This window comes from Bacteroides sp. GD17 (assembly GCF_038448625.1).
GTDB lineage: Bacteria > Bacteroidota > Bacteroidia > Bacteroidales > Bacteroidaceae > Bacteroides.
On sequence record NZ_JBCEZS010000001.1, the window covers coordinates 399,564 to 418,549 of the forward strand.

Consider the following 18,986-nt stretch of genomic DNA (forward strand, 5'->3'; position numbering starts at 1 on the left):
CCCTAAATAACATCCTGTTATACCCTTTGGTATGGCAGGATGTTATTATCTTTGCACGCGTTAAACCAATATCAACACCATGAACAAAAAATTAATCTTATCCCTGGCCCTGTCCGGGCTCGTATTTACCGCCGCAGCACAAACCGTAGCCCCGGCTATTCCGAGAGACGAGAAAATAGAACAGCAGATTGAGACGCTGTTGAAGAAAATGACTCTTGACGAGAAGGTCGGCCAGATGTGCGAACTTACCATCGACCTTCTGCAAAAACGTACCAACCCCTTTGCCGGCATAAACCCGCAGAATTTTAAGGTAGATGACCTTAAGAAAGTGCTGAAACGCTACAAACTGGAGAAAGAGTTCGACCTCTCCAAAGGCATGCCTTCACAAGACGTACTGATGCAGATATATATGCGCATTCAGGGCATCGAAAGTCAGAAAGGCTTCCAGATAGACGAAGCGATGCTCGATAGTGTCATTGGTAAGTATAAAGTCGGCTCCATTCTCAACGTGCCCAACGGTGTGGCACAGACTCCGGAGAAGTGGCAGGAAATCATTAAACGCATTCAGGAGAAGTCCATGAAAGAAATCGGTATTCCTTGCGTTTACGGTGTGGACCAGATACACGGAACTACCTATACTTTAGGTGGAACCTTCTTTCCGCAAGGCGTCAACATGGGTGCCACTTTCAACCGTGAGCTGACCCGTCGTGGTGCCGAAATCTCTGCTTACGAAACCAAAGCCGGAAGCATTCCCTGGACTTATGCCCCTGTTACTGACTTGGGCCGTGATCCGCGCTGGCCGCGCATGTGGGAAAACTATGGTGAAGACTGCTACGTCAACGCTGAGATGGGCCGTGAAGCAGTTCTCGGCTTTCAGGGCAATGACCCCAATCGCATAGGTACAAACAGTGTTGCCGCTTGTATGAAGCACTTTATGGGTTACGGTGTCCCCGTATCGGGAAAAGACCGCACCCCGTCGTCCATTACCGAGCAGGATATGCGTGAGAAACACTTTGCGCCTTATCTTGAGATGGTTCGCAACGGCGCACTCTCCGTTATGATAAACTCTGCCATGAACAACGGCTTGCCTTTCCATGCCAACTACGAACTGCTGACCAAATGGCTGAAGGAAGACCTTAACTGGGACGGTATGATTGTGACCGACTGGGCGGATATTGATAACCTTTGGAAGCGCGACCACATTGCCAAAGACAAGAAGGAAGCTATCAAGCTTGCCATCAATGCCGGTATTGATATGTCGATGGACCCGTATGATTGGAAATTCTGTCCGCTTCTTAAAGAGCTGGTGCAGGAAGGTGAAGTACCCATGAGCCGTATCGACGATGCCGTTCGCCGCGTATTGCGCTTGAAGTACCGACTCAATCTGTTCGAGAAGCCGTATTACGACTTGAAGGACTTCCCTCTCTTCGGTGGTGCCGAACATGCTGCCGCTGCTCTCCATGCTGCTGAAGAATCTTTGGTTCTCCTCAAGAACAACGATGGCATCCTCCCGTTTGCCAAAGGCAAGAAGCTGTTGCTCACTGGCCCTAATGCTAACTCCATCCGTACTCTCAACGGTGGCTGGTCTTACTCCTGGCAAGGCGACAAGGCTGACGAATGTGGTGCTGCTTACAATACTATCCTCGAGTCTTTTACCAACAAGTTCGGTGCCGACAACATCGTCTACGAACCGGGTGTTACCTATAAGAAAGGTGGAAACTGGTGGGATGAAAACGCTCCCGAAATCGACAAGGCTGTTGCTGCTGCCGCCAATGCTGACTATATCGTAGCCTGCATCGGCGAGAACTCCTACTGCGAGACTCCGGGAAATCTGACCAACCTCTTCCTCTCTCAGAACCAACTCGACCTGGTGAAAGCCCTTGCCAAGACGGGCAAGCCCATCATCCTGATTCTGAACCAGGGACGTCCGCGTCTGATAGCCGACATCGAACCGCTTGCCAAAGCTGTTGTCAACATCATGCTCCCCGGTAACTATGGTGGCGATGCTCTTGCTAACCTCTTGGCGGGTGATGCTAACTTCAGCGGAAAGATGCCTTTCACTTATCCGAAAGAAATCAATTCTCTGATTACTTATGACTACAAGCCTTGCGAACACATCGGCAAGCAGATGGAAGGTGCTTATAACTACGATGCCCAGGTTTCTGTACAGTGGGCTTTTGGTTACGGTTTGAGCTATACTACTTTTGACTACAGTAACCTCCGGGTAGATAAACCGAACTTCACTGCCGACGACGTACTGACTTTCAGCGTTGACGTGAAGAATACCGGCAATCGTGTAGGTAAAGAAAGCGTCCTGCTCTTCAGTAGTGACCTTGTAGCTTCCCTTACTCCCGATAATCGTCGCCTCCGTGCTTTCGAAAAGGTAGAACTGAAGCCCGGTGAGACTAAGACCGTCACCCTGAAGGTGAAAGGTTCCGACCTTGCCTTCGTTGGTTACGACGGTAAGTGGATTCTGGAGCAAGGCGACTTCCGTATTCAGGCAGGCAATCAGGTGATGAATGTAGTTTGTATGGATACGAAGAAGTGGGAAACACCGAATAAGTAAAACAGCATACTTTAGCTTTGAATGAAAATCTGTAGCAGAGATTCTTTGCTACAGATTTTTTTGTTTAATTTTGCCATTCTCTAATTAACGATCATACTATGAAACCTCTGAACTTATTGCTGTGTTCTGCCGTAGTCATTGTTATGGCTTCTTGTGCATCGCCGGACGTAAAAGCCCCAGACCCTGTTTTGCCAGTTCCGGAACCTAAACAAGTGGAGTGGCAAAAGATGGAAACGTATGCGTTCATTCACTTCGGACTGAATACGTTTAATGACCGTGAGTGGGGATATGGCGATTCCGACCCCGCTACTTTTAACCCTGCTAAGCTGGATTGTGAGCAATGGGTGAAAACCTTGCTGAATGCCGGTATGCAAGGGGTGATTCTTACTGCCAAGCATCATGACGGTTTTTGCCTTTGGCCTTTCGAGGGTACGGACTACAACGTCGCCCATTCCCCCTATAAAGATGGAAAAGGAGACATCGTGCGCGAGTTGGCGGATGCCTGCAAGAAACACGGGTTGAAGTTTGCCGTATATCTTTCTCCGTGGGACAGGCATCAGGCGAATTATGGCACGCCGGAATATCTGGACTATTACTACGCCCAACTGCATGACTTGCTTACCAATTATGGCGAAGTATTTGAAGTTTGGTTTGACGGTGCCAACGGTGGTGACGGCTGGTATGGCGGTGCCAAAGAAACGCGTACCATCGATCGTAAAAACTACTACAATTACCCGCGTATTTACGAAATGCTGGATAGTATTCAGCCGCAAGCCGTGATTTTCTCCGATGGAGGTCCCGGATGCCGCTGGGTGGGCAATGAAAAAGGTTTTGCCGCCACTACCAACTGGGCGTTCCTGCGCAAGGGAGTAGTCTACCCTGGTTATCCGCATGCCGACGAATTGCAACTGGGGCATATAGACGGTGACCAATGGTCTCCAACAGAATGTGATGTGTCCATCCGTCCGGGATGGTTCTATCATCCCGAAGAAGATGATCGCGTAAAGACGCCCGAGCAGTTGGTCGATTTGTACTACCGCAGTGTGGGACGTAACGGTACACTGCTGCTAAACTTCCCTGTCGATAGGAACGGGTTAATCCATCCGACGGACTCTGCCAATGCTGTCAGGTTCCATCAACTTATCCTGCAGGAACTGAAGACAAACCTGGTGGCGGGCATCTCTCCGAAAGTATCTGACGAGCGGGGCGGTAAGTTTGTAGCAGCTGCCATGACGGACGGTGATTACGATACTTATTGGGCTACCAAAGATGGAGTGAATGCGGCTGATATCGAATTCTTATTTGATGCTTCTCAGCGGATGAACCGCATCCTTCTGCAAGAGTATATTCCGCTTGGCCAGCGAGTGAAGTCCTTTGTCGTGGAATACAAAGACGAAGCGGGTGCTTGGCAACCTGTACGCTTGGACGAAGAAACCACTACCATCGGCTATAAACGTTTGCTACGCTTTGAAACGCTGCTTACAGACGGTATACGTATTCGCATCACGGACTCACGTGGTCCGCTGTGTATTAATAATGTGGGTATCTACGATGCGGAATAATTGGGCAGTATTCTTATTAAATCCCTCAATGAGTGCTGAATTTGCATAAAATGAGCACTCATTGAGGGATTTTAATTATATTTGTCCCAACGCTATGATAGAAGATGTTTTATATGCTTATAAGAAAGCCTTTTCCCTACCACACTATTCCCTCTCTTCTGCAACACTATTCCTTGTACTGCACAAGATGGCATCTTATGTTGCTCAAGATGGCATCTTATGCTACACAAGATGGCATCTTGTGCATCGTATCCTTACGGGGTGCAATGATTAAGGAATAATGTTCGTGCTGTTAAGGGTAAGTGTTCTTCGTGCCGGCACCTGATGGAGAGGAAGCAGAAAAGAAATGTAAACCGCTTGGAAAGCGTTAATTCTTTCTTTTTTTCTCTAATATTTTGTAGACGAACAGATTATTTATATCTTTGCAACCGGAAACGGATGAAAGGTGGAGGGGCGATAAAGCTCCTCTTTTTTATTCTTATTAGTTAATCTATGATAGAAAAGAAAACTGTTTGTCAGATTGTTGACGAGTGGCTGGAAGGAAAAGACTACTTCCTGGTGGAAGTGACCATCAGCCCGGATGACAAGATTCTAGTGGAAATAGACCACAAAGAAGGTGTTTGGATTGAGGACTGCGTAGAGCTGAGCCGCTACATCGAGTCCAAGTTGAGCCGTGAGGATGAGGATTATGAGTTGGAAGTCGGTTCAGCCGGCATCGGACAGCCCTTCAAGGTGCTGCAACAGTACGTCAACCACATCGGCAAGGAAGTGGAAGTACTGACTAAAGACGGACGCAAGCTCTTCGGCGTATTGAAAGAAGCCGATGAACAACGCTTTATCGTTACCATCCAGAAGAAAGTAAAAGAAGAAGGTGCCAAGCGTCCCAAACTCGTGGACGAGGACCTGACATTTGCCTATGATGAGATAAAATACACTAAATACTTAATCAGTTTTAAATAAGACTATGGCCAAAAAAGAAGAAACTGTCAGCTTGATAGATACATTTTCGGAATTTAAGGAACTGAAGAATATCGACCGTACCACGATGGTGAGCGTACTCGAAGAGTCGTTCCGCAGCGTGATTGCGAAAATGTTTGGCACCGATGAGAATTACGACGTTATCGTGAACCCGGACAAGGGTGACTTCGAGATATGGCGTAACCGTGAAGTAGTAGCGGACGAGGATTTGGAAAATCCGAACCTGCAGATTCCTCTGAGCGAAGCGCAGAAGATTGATGCTTCGTATGAAGTGGGCGAGGAAGTGACGGACGAAGTGAACTTTGCCAAGTTCGGTCGCCGTGCCATCTTGAACCTGCGTCAGACATTGGCCTCTAAGATATTGGAACTGGAAAAAGACAGTATCTATAACAAATACATTGATAAGGTGGGTAACATCATCAACGCAGAAGTCTACCAGATATGGAAGAAGGAAATGCTGCTGCTCGACGATGAAGGCAACGAACTGTTGCTGCCCAAGACCGAACAGATACCGAGCGACTTCTACCGCAAGGGTGAGACTGCCCGCGCCGTAGTGGCACGTGTGGACAACAAGAACAATAATCCGAAGATTATCCTGAGCCGTACATCGCCCGTGTTCCTGCAACGTCTGTTCGAAATGGAAGTACCCGAAATCAATGACGGACTGATTACCATCAAGAAGATTGCCCGCATCCCCGGTGAGCGTGCAAAGATTGCTGTTGAGAGCTACGATGATCGCATCGACCCGGTAGGCGCCTGCGTAGGTGTGAAGGGTAGCCGTATTCATGGTATTGTCCGCGAGCTTCGCAACGAGAATATCGACGTTATCAACTATACGTCGAACATTCAGTTGTTTATACAGCGTGCCCTCAGCCCTGCCAAGATATCGTCCATCCGCTTGAACGAGGAGGAACGTAAGGCAGAAGTGTTCCTGAAACCGGAAGAGGTTTCGCTGGCTATCGGTAAAGGCGGTTTGAATATCAAGCTGGCCAGTATGTTGACTGAGTACACCATCGACGTGTTCCGCGAATTGGATCAGGCCATTGAGGATGAAGACATCTACCTGGACGAATTCCGTGATGAAATAGACGGTTGGGTAATCGATGCCATCAAGGCCATCGGTATCGATACTGCCAAGGCAGTGTTGAATGCTCCCCGTGAGTTGTTGATTGAAAAGACGGACCTCGAAGAGGAGACGGTGGACGAAGTATTACGCATTTTGAAATCGGAGTTTGAAGAAGAAGCTGAATAAAGCTTGACGAGCTATTTGGGTTTGCACTGACTTCTTTCTCCATTATTCATTAAATTTAAAGTATGACGATAAGGTTAAACAAAGTAACAAGAGATTTGAATGTAGGAATTACGACTGCTGTCGAGTTCTTGCAAAAGAAAGGATTTACCGTTGAGGCAAATCCGAACACAAAAATTACCGATGAACAGTTCGAACTGCTCAAGAAGGAGTTTAGTACAGATAAGGACCTTAAAATAAAATCGGAACGCTTCAGCCAGGAGCGTCAGAAGGACCGTAACAAGGCATCCGTGTCTATCGACGGTTACGAGAAGGAAGCGCCCGAAAAAGCAAAGCCTGAGGAGATAAAGACAGTTGTCCCCGAAGACGCCCGCCCGAAGTTCAAGCCCGTAGGCAAGATTGATTTGGACAAGCTGAACCGCAGACCTGCAGCACCTGCTCCTGCTCCCGCTCAGGAGAAGGAGAAAGAAGTGGAAAAGGCAGTAGTAGTGGAGGAGAAGAAAGTGGAAGAACCCGCACCGGTGGTTGTTGAAACCCCGAAGCCGGAACCTGCTCCCGCACCTCAGCCAGAACCTCAACCTGCGCCTGTATCGGAGCCCAAAACGGAACCTCAGCCTGCACCGCAGCCTGTGGCTCAGCCGGAACCTGCACCTCAGCCGGTTGTCAAGGAAGAGCCTGCTCCCGTAATAGTAGAGGTGAAAGAAGAACCCAAAATGGAAGAACCGAAAGCAGCACCTGCTCCGGTACCGGTAGCCGAAGAAGCTCCGGCAGCCAAGGAAGAGCAAGAGGTGAAGAAAGAAGAAGATGAGATCTTCAAGATACATCAGCCCGGAATCGTTTCGAAGATTAACGTCATCGGACAGATTGACCTGGCTGCCCTGAACCAGTCCACACGTCCCAAGAAGAAATCGAAAGAAGAGAAACGCAAGGAACGTGAAGAGAAGGAAAAACTGCGTCAGGACCAGAAGAAGCAGATGAAAGAGGCCATCATCAAGGAAATCCGCCGCGACGACAATAAGCAGAAGGACACGAAGGATGCCGGTGATGCCAACGCCAAGAAGAAACGCGTACGTATTAATAAGGAGAAGGTAGACATCAACAATGCCTCCAACTTCCAGCGTGGCGGCGACCGTCCGAAAGGCGGAAACGGTGCTTCCGGCGGACATCAGCAGGGTGGCAACCAGCAAGGTGGCAACAACAATAACAAGAACCGCAATAATAAGGACCGCTTCAAGAAACCTATCCTCAAGCAGGAAGTCAGCGAAGAGGACGTAGCAAAGCAGGTAAAGGAAACTTTGGCCCGCCTGACTTCCAAAGGAAAGAACAAGGGTGCGAAGTACCGTAAGGAGAAGCGCGACATGGCCTCCAATCGTATGCAAGAGTTGGAAGACATGGAAATGGCGGACAGCAAGGTATTGAAACTTACGGAATTCGTAACGGCCAACGAGTTGGCAAGCATGATGGATATTTCCGTAACGCAGGTCATCGCTACTTGTATGAGTGTAGGTATCATGGTTTCCATCAACCAGCGTTTGGATGCCGAAACCATCAACCTGGTGGCTGAGGAGTTCGGCTTCAAGACGGAATACGTCAGTGCCGAAGTATCGCAGGCCATCGTCGAAGAAGAGGATGCCGAAGAAGACCTGGAACCTCGTGCTCCGATTGTGACGGTGATGGGGCACGTAGACCACGGTAAGACTTCATTGCTCGACTACATCCGTAAGGCGAATGTAATTGCCGGTGAAGCAGGTGGTATCACGCAGCACATCGGTGCTTACCACGTGTCGCTGGACGACGGACGTAAGATCACGTTCCTCGATACTCCGGGCCACGAAGCGTTCACCGCCATGCGTGCCCGTGGTGCCAAGGCTACGGATATCGCCATTATTATTGTGGCTGCCGATGACAACGTGATGCCGCAGACTAAGGAGGCCATCAACCATGCCATGGCTGCCGGTGTTCCTATCGTATTTGCTATCAACAAGATTGATAAACCGACTGCCAATGCGGACAAGATTAAAGAAGAGCTGGCAGCCATGAACTTCCTCGTAGAAGAGTGGGGTGGTAAGTATCAGTCACAAGATATCTCTGCCAAGAAAGGTATCGGTGTACCCGAATTGATGGAGAAAGTATTGCTCGAAGCCGAAATGCTCGATCTGAAAGCGAATCCGAATCGCCATGCTACCGGTTCCATCATCGAGTCTTCACTGGACAAGGGACGTGGTTATGTGGCTACGGTATTGGTTTCCAACGGTACGTTGAAGATGGGCGATATTGTGCTGGCAGGTACCAGCTATGGTAAGGTAAAAGCCATGTTCAATGAGCGTAACCAGCGTATGAAAGAGGCAGGTCCTTCCGAACCGGCTCTGATACTGGGCTTGAACGGTGCTCCCGCTGCCGGTGATACGTTCCACGTAATCGATACCGAGCAGGAAGCCCGCGAAATTGCCAACAAGCGCGAACAGTTGCAACGTGAACAGGGCCTGCGTACGCAGAAGATGTTGACGCTCGACGAAGTAGGCCGCCGTCTGGCATTGGGCGACTTCCACGAACTGAACGTAATCGTTAAGGGTGACGTGGACGGTTCTGTAGAGGCATTGAGCGACTCTTTGATCAAGCTGTCTACGGAGCAGGTACAGGTGAATGTAATCCACAAGGGCGTGGGTGCCATTTCCGAGTCGGATGTATCTCTGGCTGCTGCTTCGGATGCGATTATCGTCGGTTTCCAGGTACGTCCTTCGGGTGCTGCCGCCAAGCTGGCAGAGAACGAGGGTGTGGATATCCGCAAGTACTCCGTCATCTACGACGCTATCGAAGAAGTGAAGGCTGCTATGGAAGGTATGCTTGCACCGACCGTGAAGGAGCAGGTGACTGCGACGATAGAGGTTCGCGAGGTGTTCAACATCACGAAGGTGGGTCTCGTGGCAGGTGCCATGGTGAAGACCGGAAAGGTGAAACGCAGCGACAAGGCTCGTCTGATTCGCGACGGTATCGTAATCTTCACCGGAAACATCAATGCCTTGAAGCGTTTCAAGGACGATGTGAAGGAAGTGGGTACCAACTTCGAGTGCGGTATCAGCCTGACCAACTGCAACGACATCAAGGTGGGCGATATCATCGAATCTTACGAAGAAGTAGAAGTAAAGCAAACGCTGTAAGCGAAATATAGTTCTCTGGCACGGATTACACGGATTTCACGGATTGGCTAAAAGAAGACCGTGCTTATCCGTGTAATCCGTGCCTTTTTTTGATATAATTATGGCAACGATAGACATCATTATTGTAGTAGCCGTCGGTCTGGGTGCGGTGATTGGTTTCATGAAGGGTTTCGTGAAACAGCTGGCATCTTTGCTGGGGCTGATTATCGGCTTGATAGCGGCAAAGGCGTTGTATGCTTCGCTGGCGGCAAAGCTTTGTCCTACGCTGACGGACTCTATGACGGTGGCTCAGGTACTGGCGTTTATCCTTATCTGGATAGCGGTACCCCTGCTTTTCGCGCTGGTGGCTTCTTTGCTGACGCGGGCGATGGAAGCTGTGTCGCTGGGCTGGCTGAACCATTGGCTGGGCTCCGGGCTGGGCGCTTTGAAGTTCCTTCTGCTGGTGAGCCTGCTGATTGGCGTACTTGAATTTATCGATGCGGACAATACGCTGGTCAGCGAAACAAAAAAGAAAGAATCAGTGTTATATTATCCTATGAAGGAGTTTGCCGGGATATTCTTTCCCGTAGCAAAGCACATTACCGAACAATATATATTGAATGAATAATGCAACAGGAAGAACCCAATAAATATGTAAAGGAATTCACTCAGGAGAAGTACAAGTACGGTTTTACGACCGATGTACACACGGATATCATTGAGCGCGGGCTGAATGAGGATGTGGTACGGCTTATCTCCGAGAAGAAGAACGAACCGGAATGGTTGTTGGAATTCCGTTTAAAAGCGTACCGCCACTGGCTGACGTTGGAGATGCCCACATGGGCACATCTCCGTATTCCCGAAATCGATTATCAGGCGATATCTTACTATGCCGACCCTACGAAGAAGAAGGAGGGCCCGAAGAGCATGGATGAGGTAGACCCGGAGTTGGTGAAGACGTTTAATAAGCTGGGCATTCCTTTGGAAGAGCAGATGGCGCTGAGTGGCATGGCAGTGGATGCTGTGATGGACTCGGTCTCTGTAAAGACTACTTTCAAGGAGACGTTGATGGAGAAGGGGATTATCTTCTGCTCCTTCAGTGAAGCCGTGCGCGAGCATCCCGACCTGGTGCAGAAGTACCTCGGCTCGGTGGTGCCTTATCGTGATAACTTCTTTGCTGCGTTGAACTCGGCTGTGTTCTCGGATGGATCTTTTGTATATATACCGAAGGGGGTACGCTGTCCGATGGAGTTGTCTACCTACTTCCGCATCAATGCCCGCAACACGGGACAGTTTGAACGGACGCTGATTGTGGCGGACGATGACTCGTATGTCTCCTATCTGGAAGGCTGTACGGCGCCGATGCGTGATGAGAACCAGTTGCATGCAGCTATTGTAGAGATTGTGGTGCACGACCGTGCTGAAGTGAAGTACAGTACCGTACAGAACTGGTATCCGGGTGATGCCGAGGGCAGGGGTGGTGTCTATAACTTCGTGACAAAGCGTGGACATTGTAAGGGCGTAGATAGCAAGCTCTCCTGGACGCAGGTAGAAACGGGTTCGGCCATCACTTGGAAATATCCGTCTTGCATTCTATCGGGAGATAACTCGACGGCGGAGTTTTACAGTGTGGCGGTGACGAACAACTACCAGCAGGCAGATACGGGTACGAAGATGATTCATCTTGGGAAGAACACCCGTAGTACGATTGTGAGCAAGGGTATTTCGGCCGGAAAGAGCGAGAACTCTTATCGCGGACTGGTACGTGTGTCTGCCAAGGCGGACAATGCACGTAACTATAGCCAGTGTGACTCGTTGCTGCTGGGGGATAAATGCGGTGCGCATACATTCCCTTACATGGACATCCACAATGAAACGGCTATTGTGGAGCACGAGGCGACGACCAGCAAAATCAGTGAAGACCAGATATTCTATTGCAACCAGCGAGGCATTTCTACGGAAGATGCCGTAGGACTGATTGTGAATGGTTATGCCAAGGAGGTGCTGAACAAACTGCCGATGGAGTTTGCGGTAGAGGCGCAGAAGTTGCTGGCGATATCGTTGGAGGGAAGCGTAGGATAAATTGTAAATAATAAAATCGTATATATAAAGATGTTAGAGATAAAAGACCTGCATGCCAGCATCAATGGCAAAGAAATATTGAAAGGCATCGACCTGACCATCCGTGATGGCGAAGTACATGCCTTGATGGGACAGAATGGTGCCGGAAAGAGTACGTTGAGTAATGTATTGGTGGGGCATCCTGCTTATGAGGTGACTCGCGGTACGGTTATGTTCAATGGAAAAGACCTGCTGGCGATGAGTCCCGAAGACCGTGCCCACGAGGGTATCTTTCTTTCGTTTCAGGCACCGGTGGAGATTCCGGGGGTTTCGATGGTAAACTTTATGCGTGCGGCGGTGAACGAGCAGCGCAAGTATCGTCATCTGCCGGCTTTGTCGGCCAGCGAGTTCCTGAAGTTGATGCGTGAGAAGCGTGCCATTGTGGAGCTTGATAACAAGCTTGCCAACCGCAGCGTGAACGAAGGCTTCAGCGGCGGCGAGAAGAAGCGTAACGAAATTTTTCAGATGGCTATGTTGGAACCGACTTTTGCTATTCTGGACGAGACGGATTCCGGGCTCGATGTGGATGCTCTGCGTATTGTGGCCGATGGCTTCAATAAGTTGAAAACTCCGCAGACCAGTGCCATGGTCATTACTCACTATCAGCGTTTGCTGGATTATCTGAAACCGGACACGGTGCATGTGTTGCTTGGCGGCCGCATTGTGAAGACCGGCGGTCCCGAATTGGCGAAAGAAATTGAGGCGCGTGGGTTTGATTGGATCAAGAAAGAGGTAGAAGATTTATGATTTCATAAATAAAAAGATGAGTGTAGAACAACAATACATAGACCTTTTCTCCCAGACGGAGGCGATGATATGCCGGCACAGTGCCGAGGTGCTGAATGCGCCGCGTGCTGCTGCCTTTGCCGACTTCGAGCGGCTTGGCTTCCCCACCCGTAAACAGGAGAAATACAAATATACGGATGTCAGTAAGTTCTTCGAACCGGATTACGGCTTGAACCTGAATCGCCTGGACATTCCCGTGAACCCTTACGAAGTATTCAAGTGCGATGTTCCTAATATGAGTACCGCCCTTTACTTCGTGGTGAACGATGCCTTCTACAATAAAGCTTTGCCCAAGTTCTCTTTGCCGGAAGGAGTTATCTTCGGCAGTCTGAAGGAAGTGGCTGAACAACAGCCGGAACTGGTAAAGAAGTACTATGGTAAGCTGGCAAAGACATCGGAAGACGGTGTAACGGCATTCAACACCGCTTTTGCACAAGACGGCGTGCTGCTGTACGTTCCCAAGAATGTAGTCGTAGAGAAGCCTATTCAGCTGGTGAATATCCTGAGGAGTTACGTTAACTTCATGGTGAACCGCCGTGTACTGATCATCCTTGAAGAAGGCGCACAAGCCCGTCTCCTGGCATGCGACCATGCCATGGACAGTGTGAACTTCCTCGCCACCCAAGTCATAGAAATCTTTGTCGGCGAGAACGCCACCTTCGACTTCTACGAACTGGAAGAAACCCATACCAGTACCGTGCGCATCAGCAACATGTACGTAAAACAAGCAGCCAACAGCAACGTCCTTCTCAACGGAATGACGCTGTACAACGGCACGACCCGTAACACAACCCAAGTACTGCTTGCCGGCGAAGGTGCGGAAGTCAACCTTTGCGGTATGGTTATTGCCGATAAGAACGAGCATGTGGATACGAACACTACCATCGACCATGCCGTTCCCAACTGTACCAGCAACGAACTCTATAAGTATGTGCTCGATGATCAGGCAACCGGTGCCTTTGCCGGTTTGGTATTGGTACGTCCCGATGCGCAACACACTAATTCGCAACAAACGAACCGTAACCTCTGCGCCACTCGCGAGGCACACATGTACACCCAGCCGCAGCTGGAAATCTATGCAGACGATGTGAGGTGCAGCCACGGTGCGACGGTGGGCCAGCTCGATGAAGCCGCTTTGTTCTATATGCAGCAACGCGGTATTCCGGCACGTGAGGCACGTCTGCTGCTTATGTTTGCGTTCGTCAACGAAGTGATAGATACCATCCGCTTGGATGCCTTGAAAGATCGCCTGCATCTGCTGGTAGAAAAACGATTTCGCGGCGAGCTGAATAAGTGTCAGGGATGTGCAATCTGTAAATAACTAAAAAGAGTAAGTTATGTATAATATTCAGGAGATACGAGCCGACTTCCCCATACTTTCCCGTGAAGTATATGGCAAGCCATTGGTCTATTTCGATAACGGTGCTACCACCCAGAAGCCCCGCTGCGTGGTAGATGCCATTACGGACGAATACTATTCGGTCAATGCCAATGTGCACCGTGGTGTACATTTCCTTTCGCAACAGGCCACGGAGCTGCACGAAGCTTCGCGTGAGACAGTACGAAAGTTCATCAACGCCCGCAGCACGAACGAGATTGTCTTTACGCGCGGCACAACGGAGAGCATCAACCTCCTTGTCTCCAGCTTTGGCGAGGAGTTTATGCAAGAAGGAGACGAAGTGATTCTTTCCGTGATGGAGCACCATAGCAACATCGTTCCCTGGCAGTTGTTGGCAGCCAAGAGAGGCATTGCCATTAAAGTCATTCCGATGAACGACAAGGGCGAACTGCTGCTGGACGAGTACAAGAAACTATTCTCCGAACGTACTAAGATTGTCAGTGTAACTCATGTCTCCAATGTACTGGGCACCATCAACCCCGTGGAGGAAATGATTGAGTTTGCTCACGAGCAAGGCGTGCCTGTGTTGATAGACGGTGCGCAGTCCATCCCTCATATATCGGTAGATGTACAAGACCTTGATGCCGACTTCTATGTGTTCTCCGGTCATAAAATTTATGGCCCTACGGGTGTCGGCGTGCTCTACGGCAAGGAAGAGTGGCTGGATAAGATGCCTCCTTATCAGGGTGGCGGCGAAATGATACAGCATGTCTCTTTCGAACGTACCACCTTCAACGAACTTCCTTTTAAATTTGAAGCCGGCACACCGGACTATATCGGCACTACCGGACTTGCCAAAGCCTTGGATTACGTTTCACTTATCGGTATGGATAAGATTGCCCTCCATGAGCATAAACTGACCCAATATGCCACCGGACGCCTGAAAGAAATCCCTGGCATGCGCATCTTCGGCGAAGCGGCAGAGAAAGGCAGCGTCATTTCTTTCCTCGTAGGTGATATCCACCATTTTGATATGGGTACCTTGCTCGACCGTCTCGGCATTGCCGTGCGCACCGGGCATCATTGCGCCCAACCGTTGATGCAGTGCCTCGGCATAGAAGGTACGGTACGTGCCTCCTTCGGACTTTATAACACCAAAGAAGAGGTGGATGCGCTGGTAGCAGGCATCGAACGTGTCAGGCAAATGTTTTAATCAGAATTGATTATGGAAAATTTTACCGCTGATGGATGGAGTTTTACTGAATATATAGATTCATTAATCTTACGGAGTGAAGCTGTTGATTTGGAATTTAAAACAGCAAAGGAGGGTTTTCCAAATAGTATTTGGGAAACATACTCTTCATTTGCCAATACTGATGGAGGAGTTATTGTATTAGGAGTTCGGGAAAAACAGGAGCATTTGTTGATTGAGGGATTGACCGCAGAACAAATTGTACAATATAAAAAGACTTTCTGGAATTCAGTTAATAACCCGGACTGTGTGAGTCTGAATTTACTTACGGATAAAGATGTGCTGGATGTAGAATATCAAGGATATAAACTGCTGCTTATTATTATTCCGCGGGCAAATCGTTCTCAAAAACCGGTTTATTGCACGAGGAATCCATTTCGTGGGCACACATTTAAGCGGAATAATGAAGGAGATTACAAATGTACTAATGAAGAGGTAAAAAGAATGATTGCAGATGCGGATGATACTCATCCGCGAGATTCTCGCATCTTGGCAAATTATTCAATGGACGATATAGATCAAAGTTCATTAAAACAATATCGACAATATTTTACTTCCAGACAGCCCTCTCATCCTTGGTTGGCGTTGGATGACATCGAATTGTTGGAGAAATTGGGCGGATACCGTAAAGACCGTGAAACTGGAGAAGAAGGACTTACGTTGGCAGGTATTTTAATGTTTGGCAAGACAGAAAGCATTACAGATCCATCTTGTGCACCTAATTATTTCCCGGATTTTAGGGAATATCTTATTTCTGACGAAAATGCTCGTTGGACTGATCGTATTTGTCCGGATGGAACATGGGAAGCCAATCTTTTTCAATTTTATAAAAAAGTCTATGTAAAGCTGACATCTGTGCTGCCAAAACCATTTCATCTGGAGAACGGGGTACGTTTGGATGATACTCCTACGCATATAGCACTTAGAGAAGCATTCGTGAATACGTTGATACACTGTGATTATGCGGAAGAAGGTAATATTGTTATTGAACAATGGAAGCATAAATTCATGTTTCGGAATCCAGGAACCTTATTAGTCAGTCGCGCACAGTATTATTCGGGAGGCGAGAGTGTTTGTCGGAACAAGGCATTACAAAAGATGTTTATGATGTTAGGATTCTCCGAAAAGGCAGGCAGTGGGGTCAATAAAATTATTCATGGTTGGAAAGTAGCCGATTGGATTAAACCTTATGTGCAAGAACAAAATAGGCCGGATAAGGTGGAGTTGACTTTGCCAATGGTTAGTTTGTTCCCTATAGAAGTTCGGGAAGCTCTTGTAAGCACTTTTGGTCATGACAAAATTAATTCTTTGACTCATGATCAACTGCTTGCTTTGGCTACATGCTATTCTGAAGGAACTATTAATAATGACCGCTTACAATATATGCTTGAAATGCATAGTGCTGATATCACGAAGGTACTTAAGGTGTTGTGTACGGAAGGCTTCCTTTGCTCTAAGGGTGTTGGCCGTGGCACCACTTACTGTGTGAATGTTGAAGATGATATGTCTAATGTTGCAAGTAATGTTGCAAGTAATGTTGCAAGTAATGTTGCAAGTAATGTTGCAAGTCTGAATAAGAGTAAACATTTGTCTTATGAGGAACTTTCAATACTAATTCGTTCAGTTGCAGTAAGTTATTTGTCTTTGGAAGATATAGCAAGTGCTATTAATAGGGATATTCGTTACTTAAATAATAAAATTATTCCCCGTATGGTAGAAGAGGGGAAACTGGAGCGGTTATATCCTAATATACCTAAGCATCCTCAACAAAAATATAGAGTGAAATAATGCAATTGGCTTTTTCATCAATATTTCAAGGATAACTTCTATTTAAACGGCAGGTAGATCACCATCCGCGTCCCATTGGTATAATCCGGGTCGATGAATATATCGCCGGATAGTCTTTGGATGATGCGGCGGCTCAGATACAGCCCCATGCCCTGACCTTGGGCAAAAGTGTCCAACTTGGTGAAGCGTTGGAATACCACCTCTTCCTTGCCCAGGGGAATGCCGGGCCCGGTATCGGTAACGTCTATTTCGACGCGGTTCTCTGCTTCATTGGCTCGTAGCTTGAGGGAGATGCTCCCTTGGTCGGTAAACTTATTGGCATTGCTGAGCAGATTTTCCAGAACAAGCGACAGATATTGCTGGTTGCTGGAAATGAAAAGGTCATCTTCGGGTAGCTCCATCCGGTAATCAATTCCAGCTTTTGCCTGCTGCTCCAGCTTTTTCATTTCTACGGCGCATGTGTTCTTCACATTAATCATCTCGTGGGGGAGCGGCTCATCGGAAGAGTCGAGGTTAGACACCACAAACAAATGCTCTATCAGGGAGGTCAACAACTGCGAGTTGAGCGTGATGAGCTTGGAGTACTCTTTCTTTGTATCCTCGTCGTCGAAGCTTTCATCGGTGATGATGTCGGAAAAGCCGACAATGGCATTGAGCGGGGTGCGTATCTCGTGACACATGGAGTTGATAAAAGCAGTTTTCAGTTGCTCGCTCTCTTCTGCTTTCTCATGCAGTTTGCGCAGGGTTTCCTTCATCCTTTTCTCCTTTTTCAGGTCGTAGTACAGGTAGAGGCAAATGACCATCACCAGAAGCAGTATGGAACCGAGGGTGATAAGCAGAATACGTTTATTCTTGTTCTCCAGCTGGGAGTTCTTGTAGTTCAGGTTATCCACATCGTACTTCACCTGCAATTCGTTCATTTGTTGTTCAAACTCGGAAGATGCGATGGAGTCTTGCTGCTGTACGTAGAGTTTGTGATACTTGAGGGCATTTTTGTAGTCGCCTATGGTTTCGTATATCTGCGAGCAGTTCTCAATCAGGCCGGGGATGTTGGAGGGACTCACGATACCGGCATATTTGATGAGACTGTCGTTGGTGGCAAGGGCACTGAGGTAGTCTTTCTTGTTCATGGCGTAGAAGTGTAGCGCCAGGTAGCAGTTATACTTGTCGATAGGCTCGGTGACCTTCCTGCTCATGTCATAGACGTGCTGATAGTATAATTCCCTCTTTTCATCGGTCAGCTGGTCACTGCGTATCAGCAGGGAGGTGTAGCATTGCAGGTAGCGGAGGTCGATGTTGTAGAAAGGCCGTTGGTGGGCATAATAAAGCTCGTAAGAGGATTCGTAAAGCCGGAGCATCTCTTCAATGCACTCAATGAATTCTTTGGCTTCTCCCAGGTAGCTGAGTGTATTGATATAACTCCAGGCGGCGGTGATGCGGATGCGTTCGCCTTCGCGGGCGGGCAGGAGCTTGGAGAGCTTGTAGGCAGTGTTCAGATAGCTGCGGGCTTCTTTGTATTTGTTCTTATGGAAGAGGCCGTCGCCCGTAGTATAGGCCTGTTCTATCTGGATGTAGATATTGTTCTTGTCGGTGGCCGGATCGTTCAGGAACTTCAGTTCTGTTTCGATGGCAGTCTCGCCGTCGTTCTTCCTGATTTTCTTGTCGAATATTCTCATTCGCAGAAAAGAGAGGTATGGAAGAGTTTCTTCGGCATTTCCTGTTTGCTCCAATACCTGCATGTAGTGACGGGCAGAGTCGAGCTCATAAGATTTGATGTAGGCAGAGGAGAGGTCGGTGAGCAGACTGAACTCCTTGTCTTTATCGGTAACTTTCCGGGCAATGCGATAAGCTTCTTTGAGGTAGGAGAGTTCCTCGGGTCTTTCGAAGTAGAGGTCGGCCAGGTTGCGGTAGGTTGCTATTTGTATGGAAGGGTTGGTTGTGGTGGTAGCTATACGCAGGAGGCTGTCTCTGGTGGCAGAGGTCTGTCCCCATAAGAGAGTGGTCCCTACTATGGAAAAAAGAATGTAACAGAGGAGTTGTCTCATAGATAATATGCTTGTTCATCGACAAATATACAAATAAAAAGCTATGTAGACTGATAAAGAGGTATCTTTTTGTAGGAAAAGGGATGTTACTGTAACTTTTAACGTAAAGGATTTCTTTGTTCTTTTACTTGCTTATCTCACCAATTATCAATATTTTTAGGGA

General features: G+C 48.2%; 11 protein-coding genes and 1 pseudogene. 11 read left to right on the forward strand and 1 reads right to left on the reverse strand.

The window, feature by feature from the left end; translation table 11 throughout:
- Positions 1 to 79: 79 nt before the first annotated feature.
- The 11 genes and pseudogenes from AAE250_RS01330 (at position 80) to AAE250_RS01380 (ending at position 16,778) form a co-directional block, all read left to right on the forward strand.
- Complete coding sequence (locus tag AAE250_RS01330) at positions 80 to 2,566, forward strand: glycoside hydrolase family 3 N-terminal domain-containing protein (protein WP_294595338.1); 2,487 nt, start codon at positions 80 to 82, stop codon at positions 2,564 to 2,566.
- Between the two features lie 98 nt (positions 2,567 to 2,664).
- Positions 2,665 to 4,122, forward strand: a pseudogene (locus AAE250_RS01335) (alpha-L-fucosidase); the annotation flags it as partial.
- 498 nt (positions 4,123 to 4,620) lie between these two features.
- The gene (gene rimP, locus AAE250_RS01340; protein WP_294595336.1) at positions 4,621 to 5,088 is read left to right on the forward strand and encodes a ribosome assembly cofactor RimP; all 468 of its coding nucleotides are present in this window, start codon (positions 4,621 to 4,623) and stop codon (positions 5,086 to 5,088) included.
- A 4-nt stretch (positions 5,089 to 5,092) separates the two neighbouring features.
- Positions 5,093 to 6,358: a transcription termination factor NusA gene (gene nusA, locus AAE250_RS01345; RefSeq protein ID WP_294595334.1), complete on the forward strand. Its 1,266-nt coding sequence runs from the start codon at positions 5,093 to 5,095 to the stop codon at positions 6,356 to 6,358.
- Positions 6,359 to 6,420: 62 nt separating this feature from the next.
- Positions 6,421 to 9,513, forward strand: a complete 3,093-nt coding sequence (infB, locus tag AAE250_RS01350) for a translation initiation factor IF-2 (RefSeq protein WP_294595332.1) — start codon at positions 6,421 to 6,423, stop codon at positions 9,511 to 9,513.
- A 100-nt stretch (positions 9,514 to 9,613) separates the two neighbouring features.
- Positions 9,614 to 10,120, forward strand: a complete 507-nt coding sequence (locus AAE250_RS01355) for a CvpA family protein (RefSeq protein ID WP_294595331.1) — start codon at positions 9,614 to 9,616, stop codon at positions 10,118 to 10,120.
- The gene (gene sufB, locus AAE250_RS01360; RefSeq protein WP_294595329.1) at positions 10,120 to 11,574 is read left to right on the forward strand and encodes a Fe-S cluster assembly protein SufB; all 1,455 of its coding nucleotides are present in this window, start codon (positions 10,120 to 10,122) and stop codon (positions 11,572 to 11,574) included. The genes AAE250_RS01355 and sufB overlap by 1 nt, the downstream gene beginning before the upstream one ends.
- 30 nt (positions 11,575 to 11,604) lie before the next feature.
- Positions 11,605 to 12,360, forward strand: coding sequence for a Fe-S cluster assembly ATPase SufC (sufC, locus tag AAE250_RS01365; protein ID WP_294595327.1), 756 nt, complete (start codon positions 11,605 to 11,607; stop codon positions 12,358 to 12,360).
- A 16-nt stretch (positions 12,361 to 12,376) separates the two neighbouring features.
- On the forward strand, positions 12,377 to 13,720 hold the full coding sequence (gene sufD / locus AAE250_RS01370) for a Fe-S cluster assembly protein SufD (protein ID WP_294595325.1): 1,344 nt from the start codon (positions 12,377 to 12,379) through the stop codon (positions 13,718 to 13,720).
- Between the two features lie 16 nt (positions 13,721 to 13,736).
- Complete coding sequence (locus AAE250_RS01375; RefSeq protein ID WP_294595323.1) at positions 13,737 to 14,951, forward strand: aminotransferase class V-fold PLP-dependent enzyme; 1,215 nt, start codon at positions 13,737 to 13,739, stop codon at positions 14,949 to 14,951.
- Between the two features lie 12 nt (positions 14,952 to 14,963).
- A complete protein-coding gene (locus tag AAE250_RS01380) occupies positions 14,964 to 16,778 on the forward strand; it encodes an RNA-binding domain-containing protein (RefSeq protein WP_294595322.1) in 1,815 nt (604 codons plus the stop codon).
- Between the two features lie 38 nt (positions 16,779 to 16,816).
- Here AAE250_RS01380 and AAE250_RS01385 read toward each other — a convergent pair whose 3' ends face one another.
- A complete protein-coding gene (locus AAE250_RS01385; RefSeq protein WP_294595320.1) occupies positions 16,817 to 18,823 on the reverse strand; it encodes a sensor histidine kinase in 2,007 nt (668 codons plus the stop codon).
- Between the last annotated feature and the right edge of the window lie 163 nt (positions 18,824 to 18,986).

What these genes read in the sequence shown, in the direction of transcription:
- AAE250_RS01330 (WP_294595338.1), top strand. Translation starts at nt 80, where the DNA reads ATGAACAAAAAATTAATCTTATCCCTGGCCCTGTCCGGGCTCGTATTT.
- rimP (WP_294595336.1), top strand. Translation starts at nt 4,621, where the DNA reads ATGATAGAAAAGAAAACTGTTTGTCAGATTGTTGACGAGTGGCTGGAA.
- nusA (WP_294595334.1), top strand. Translation starts at nt 5,093, where the DNA reads ATGGCCAAAAAAGAAGAAACTGTCAGCTTGATAGATACATTTTCGGAA.
- infB (WP_294595332.1), top strand. Translation starts at nt 6,421, where the DNA reads ATGACGATAAGGTTAAACAAAGTAACAAGAGATTTGAATGTAGGAATT.
- AAE250_RS01355 (WP_294595331.1), top strand. Translation starts at nt 9,614, where the DNA reads ATGGCAACGATAGACATCATTATTGTAGTAGCCGTCGGTCTGGGTGCG.
- sufB (WP_294595329.1), top strand. Translation starts at nt 10,120, where the DNA reads ATGCAACAGGAAGAACCCAATAAATATGTAAAGGAATTCACTCAGGAG.
- sufC (WP_294595327.1), top strand. Translation starts at nt 11,605, where the DNA reads ATGTTAGAGATAAAAGACCTGCATGCCAGCATCAATGGCAAAGAAATA.
- sufD (WP_294595325.1), top strand. Translation starts at nt 12,377, where the DNA reads ATGAGTGTAGAACAACAATACATAGACCTTTTCTCCCAGACGGAGGCG.
- AAE250_RS01375 (WP_294595323.1), top strand. Translation starts at nt 13,737, where the DNA reads ATGTATAATATTCAGGAGATACGAGCCGACTTCCCCATACTTTCCCGT.
- AAE250_RS01380 (WP_294595322.1), top strand. Translation starts at nt 14,964, where the DNA reads ATGGAAAATTTTACCGCTGATGGATGGAGTTTTACTGAATATATAGAT.
- AAE250_RS01385 (WP_294595320.1), bottom strand. Translation starts at nt 18,823, where the DNA reads ATGAGACAACTCCTCTGTTACATTCTTTTTTCCATAGTAGGGACCACT.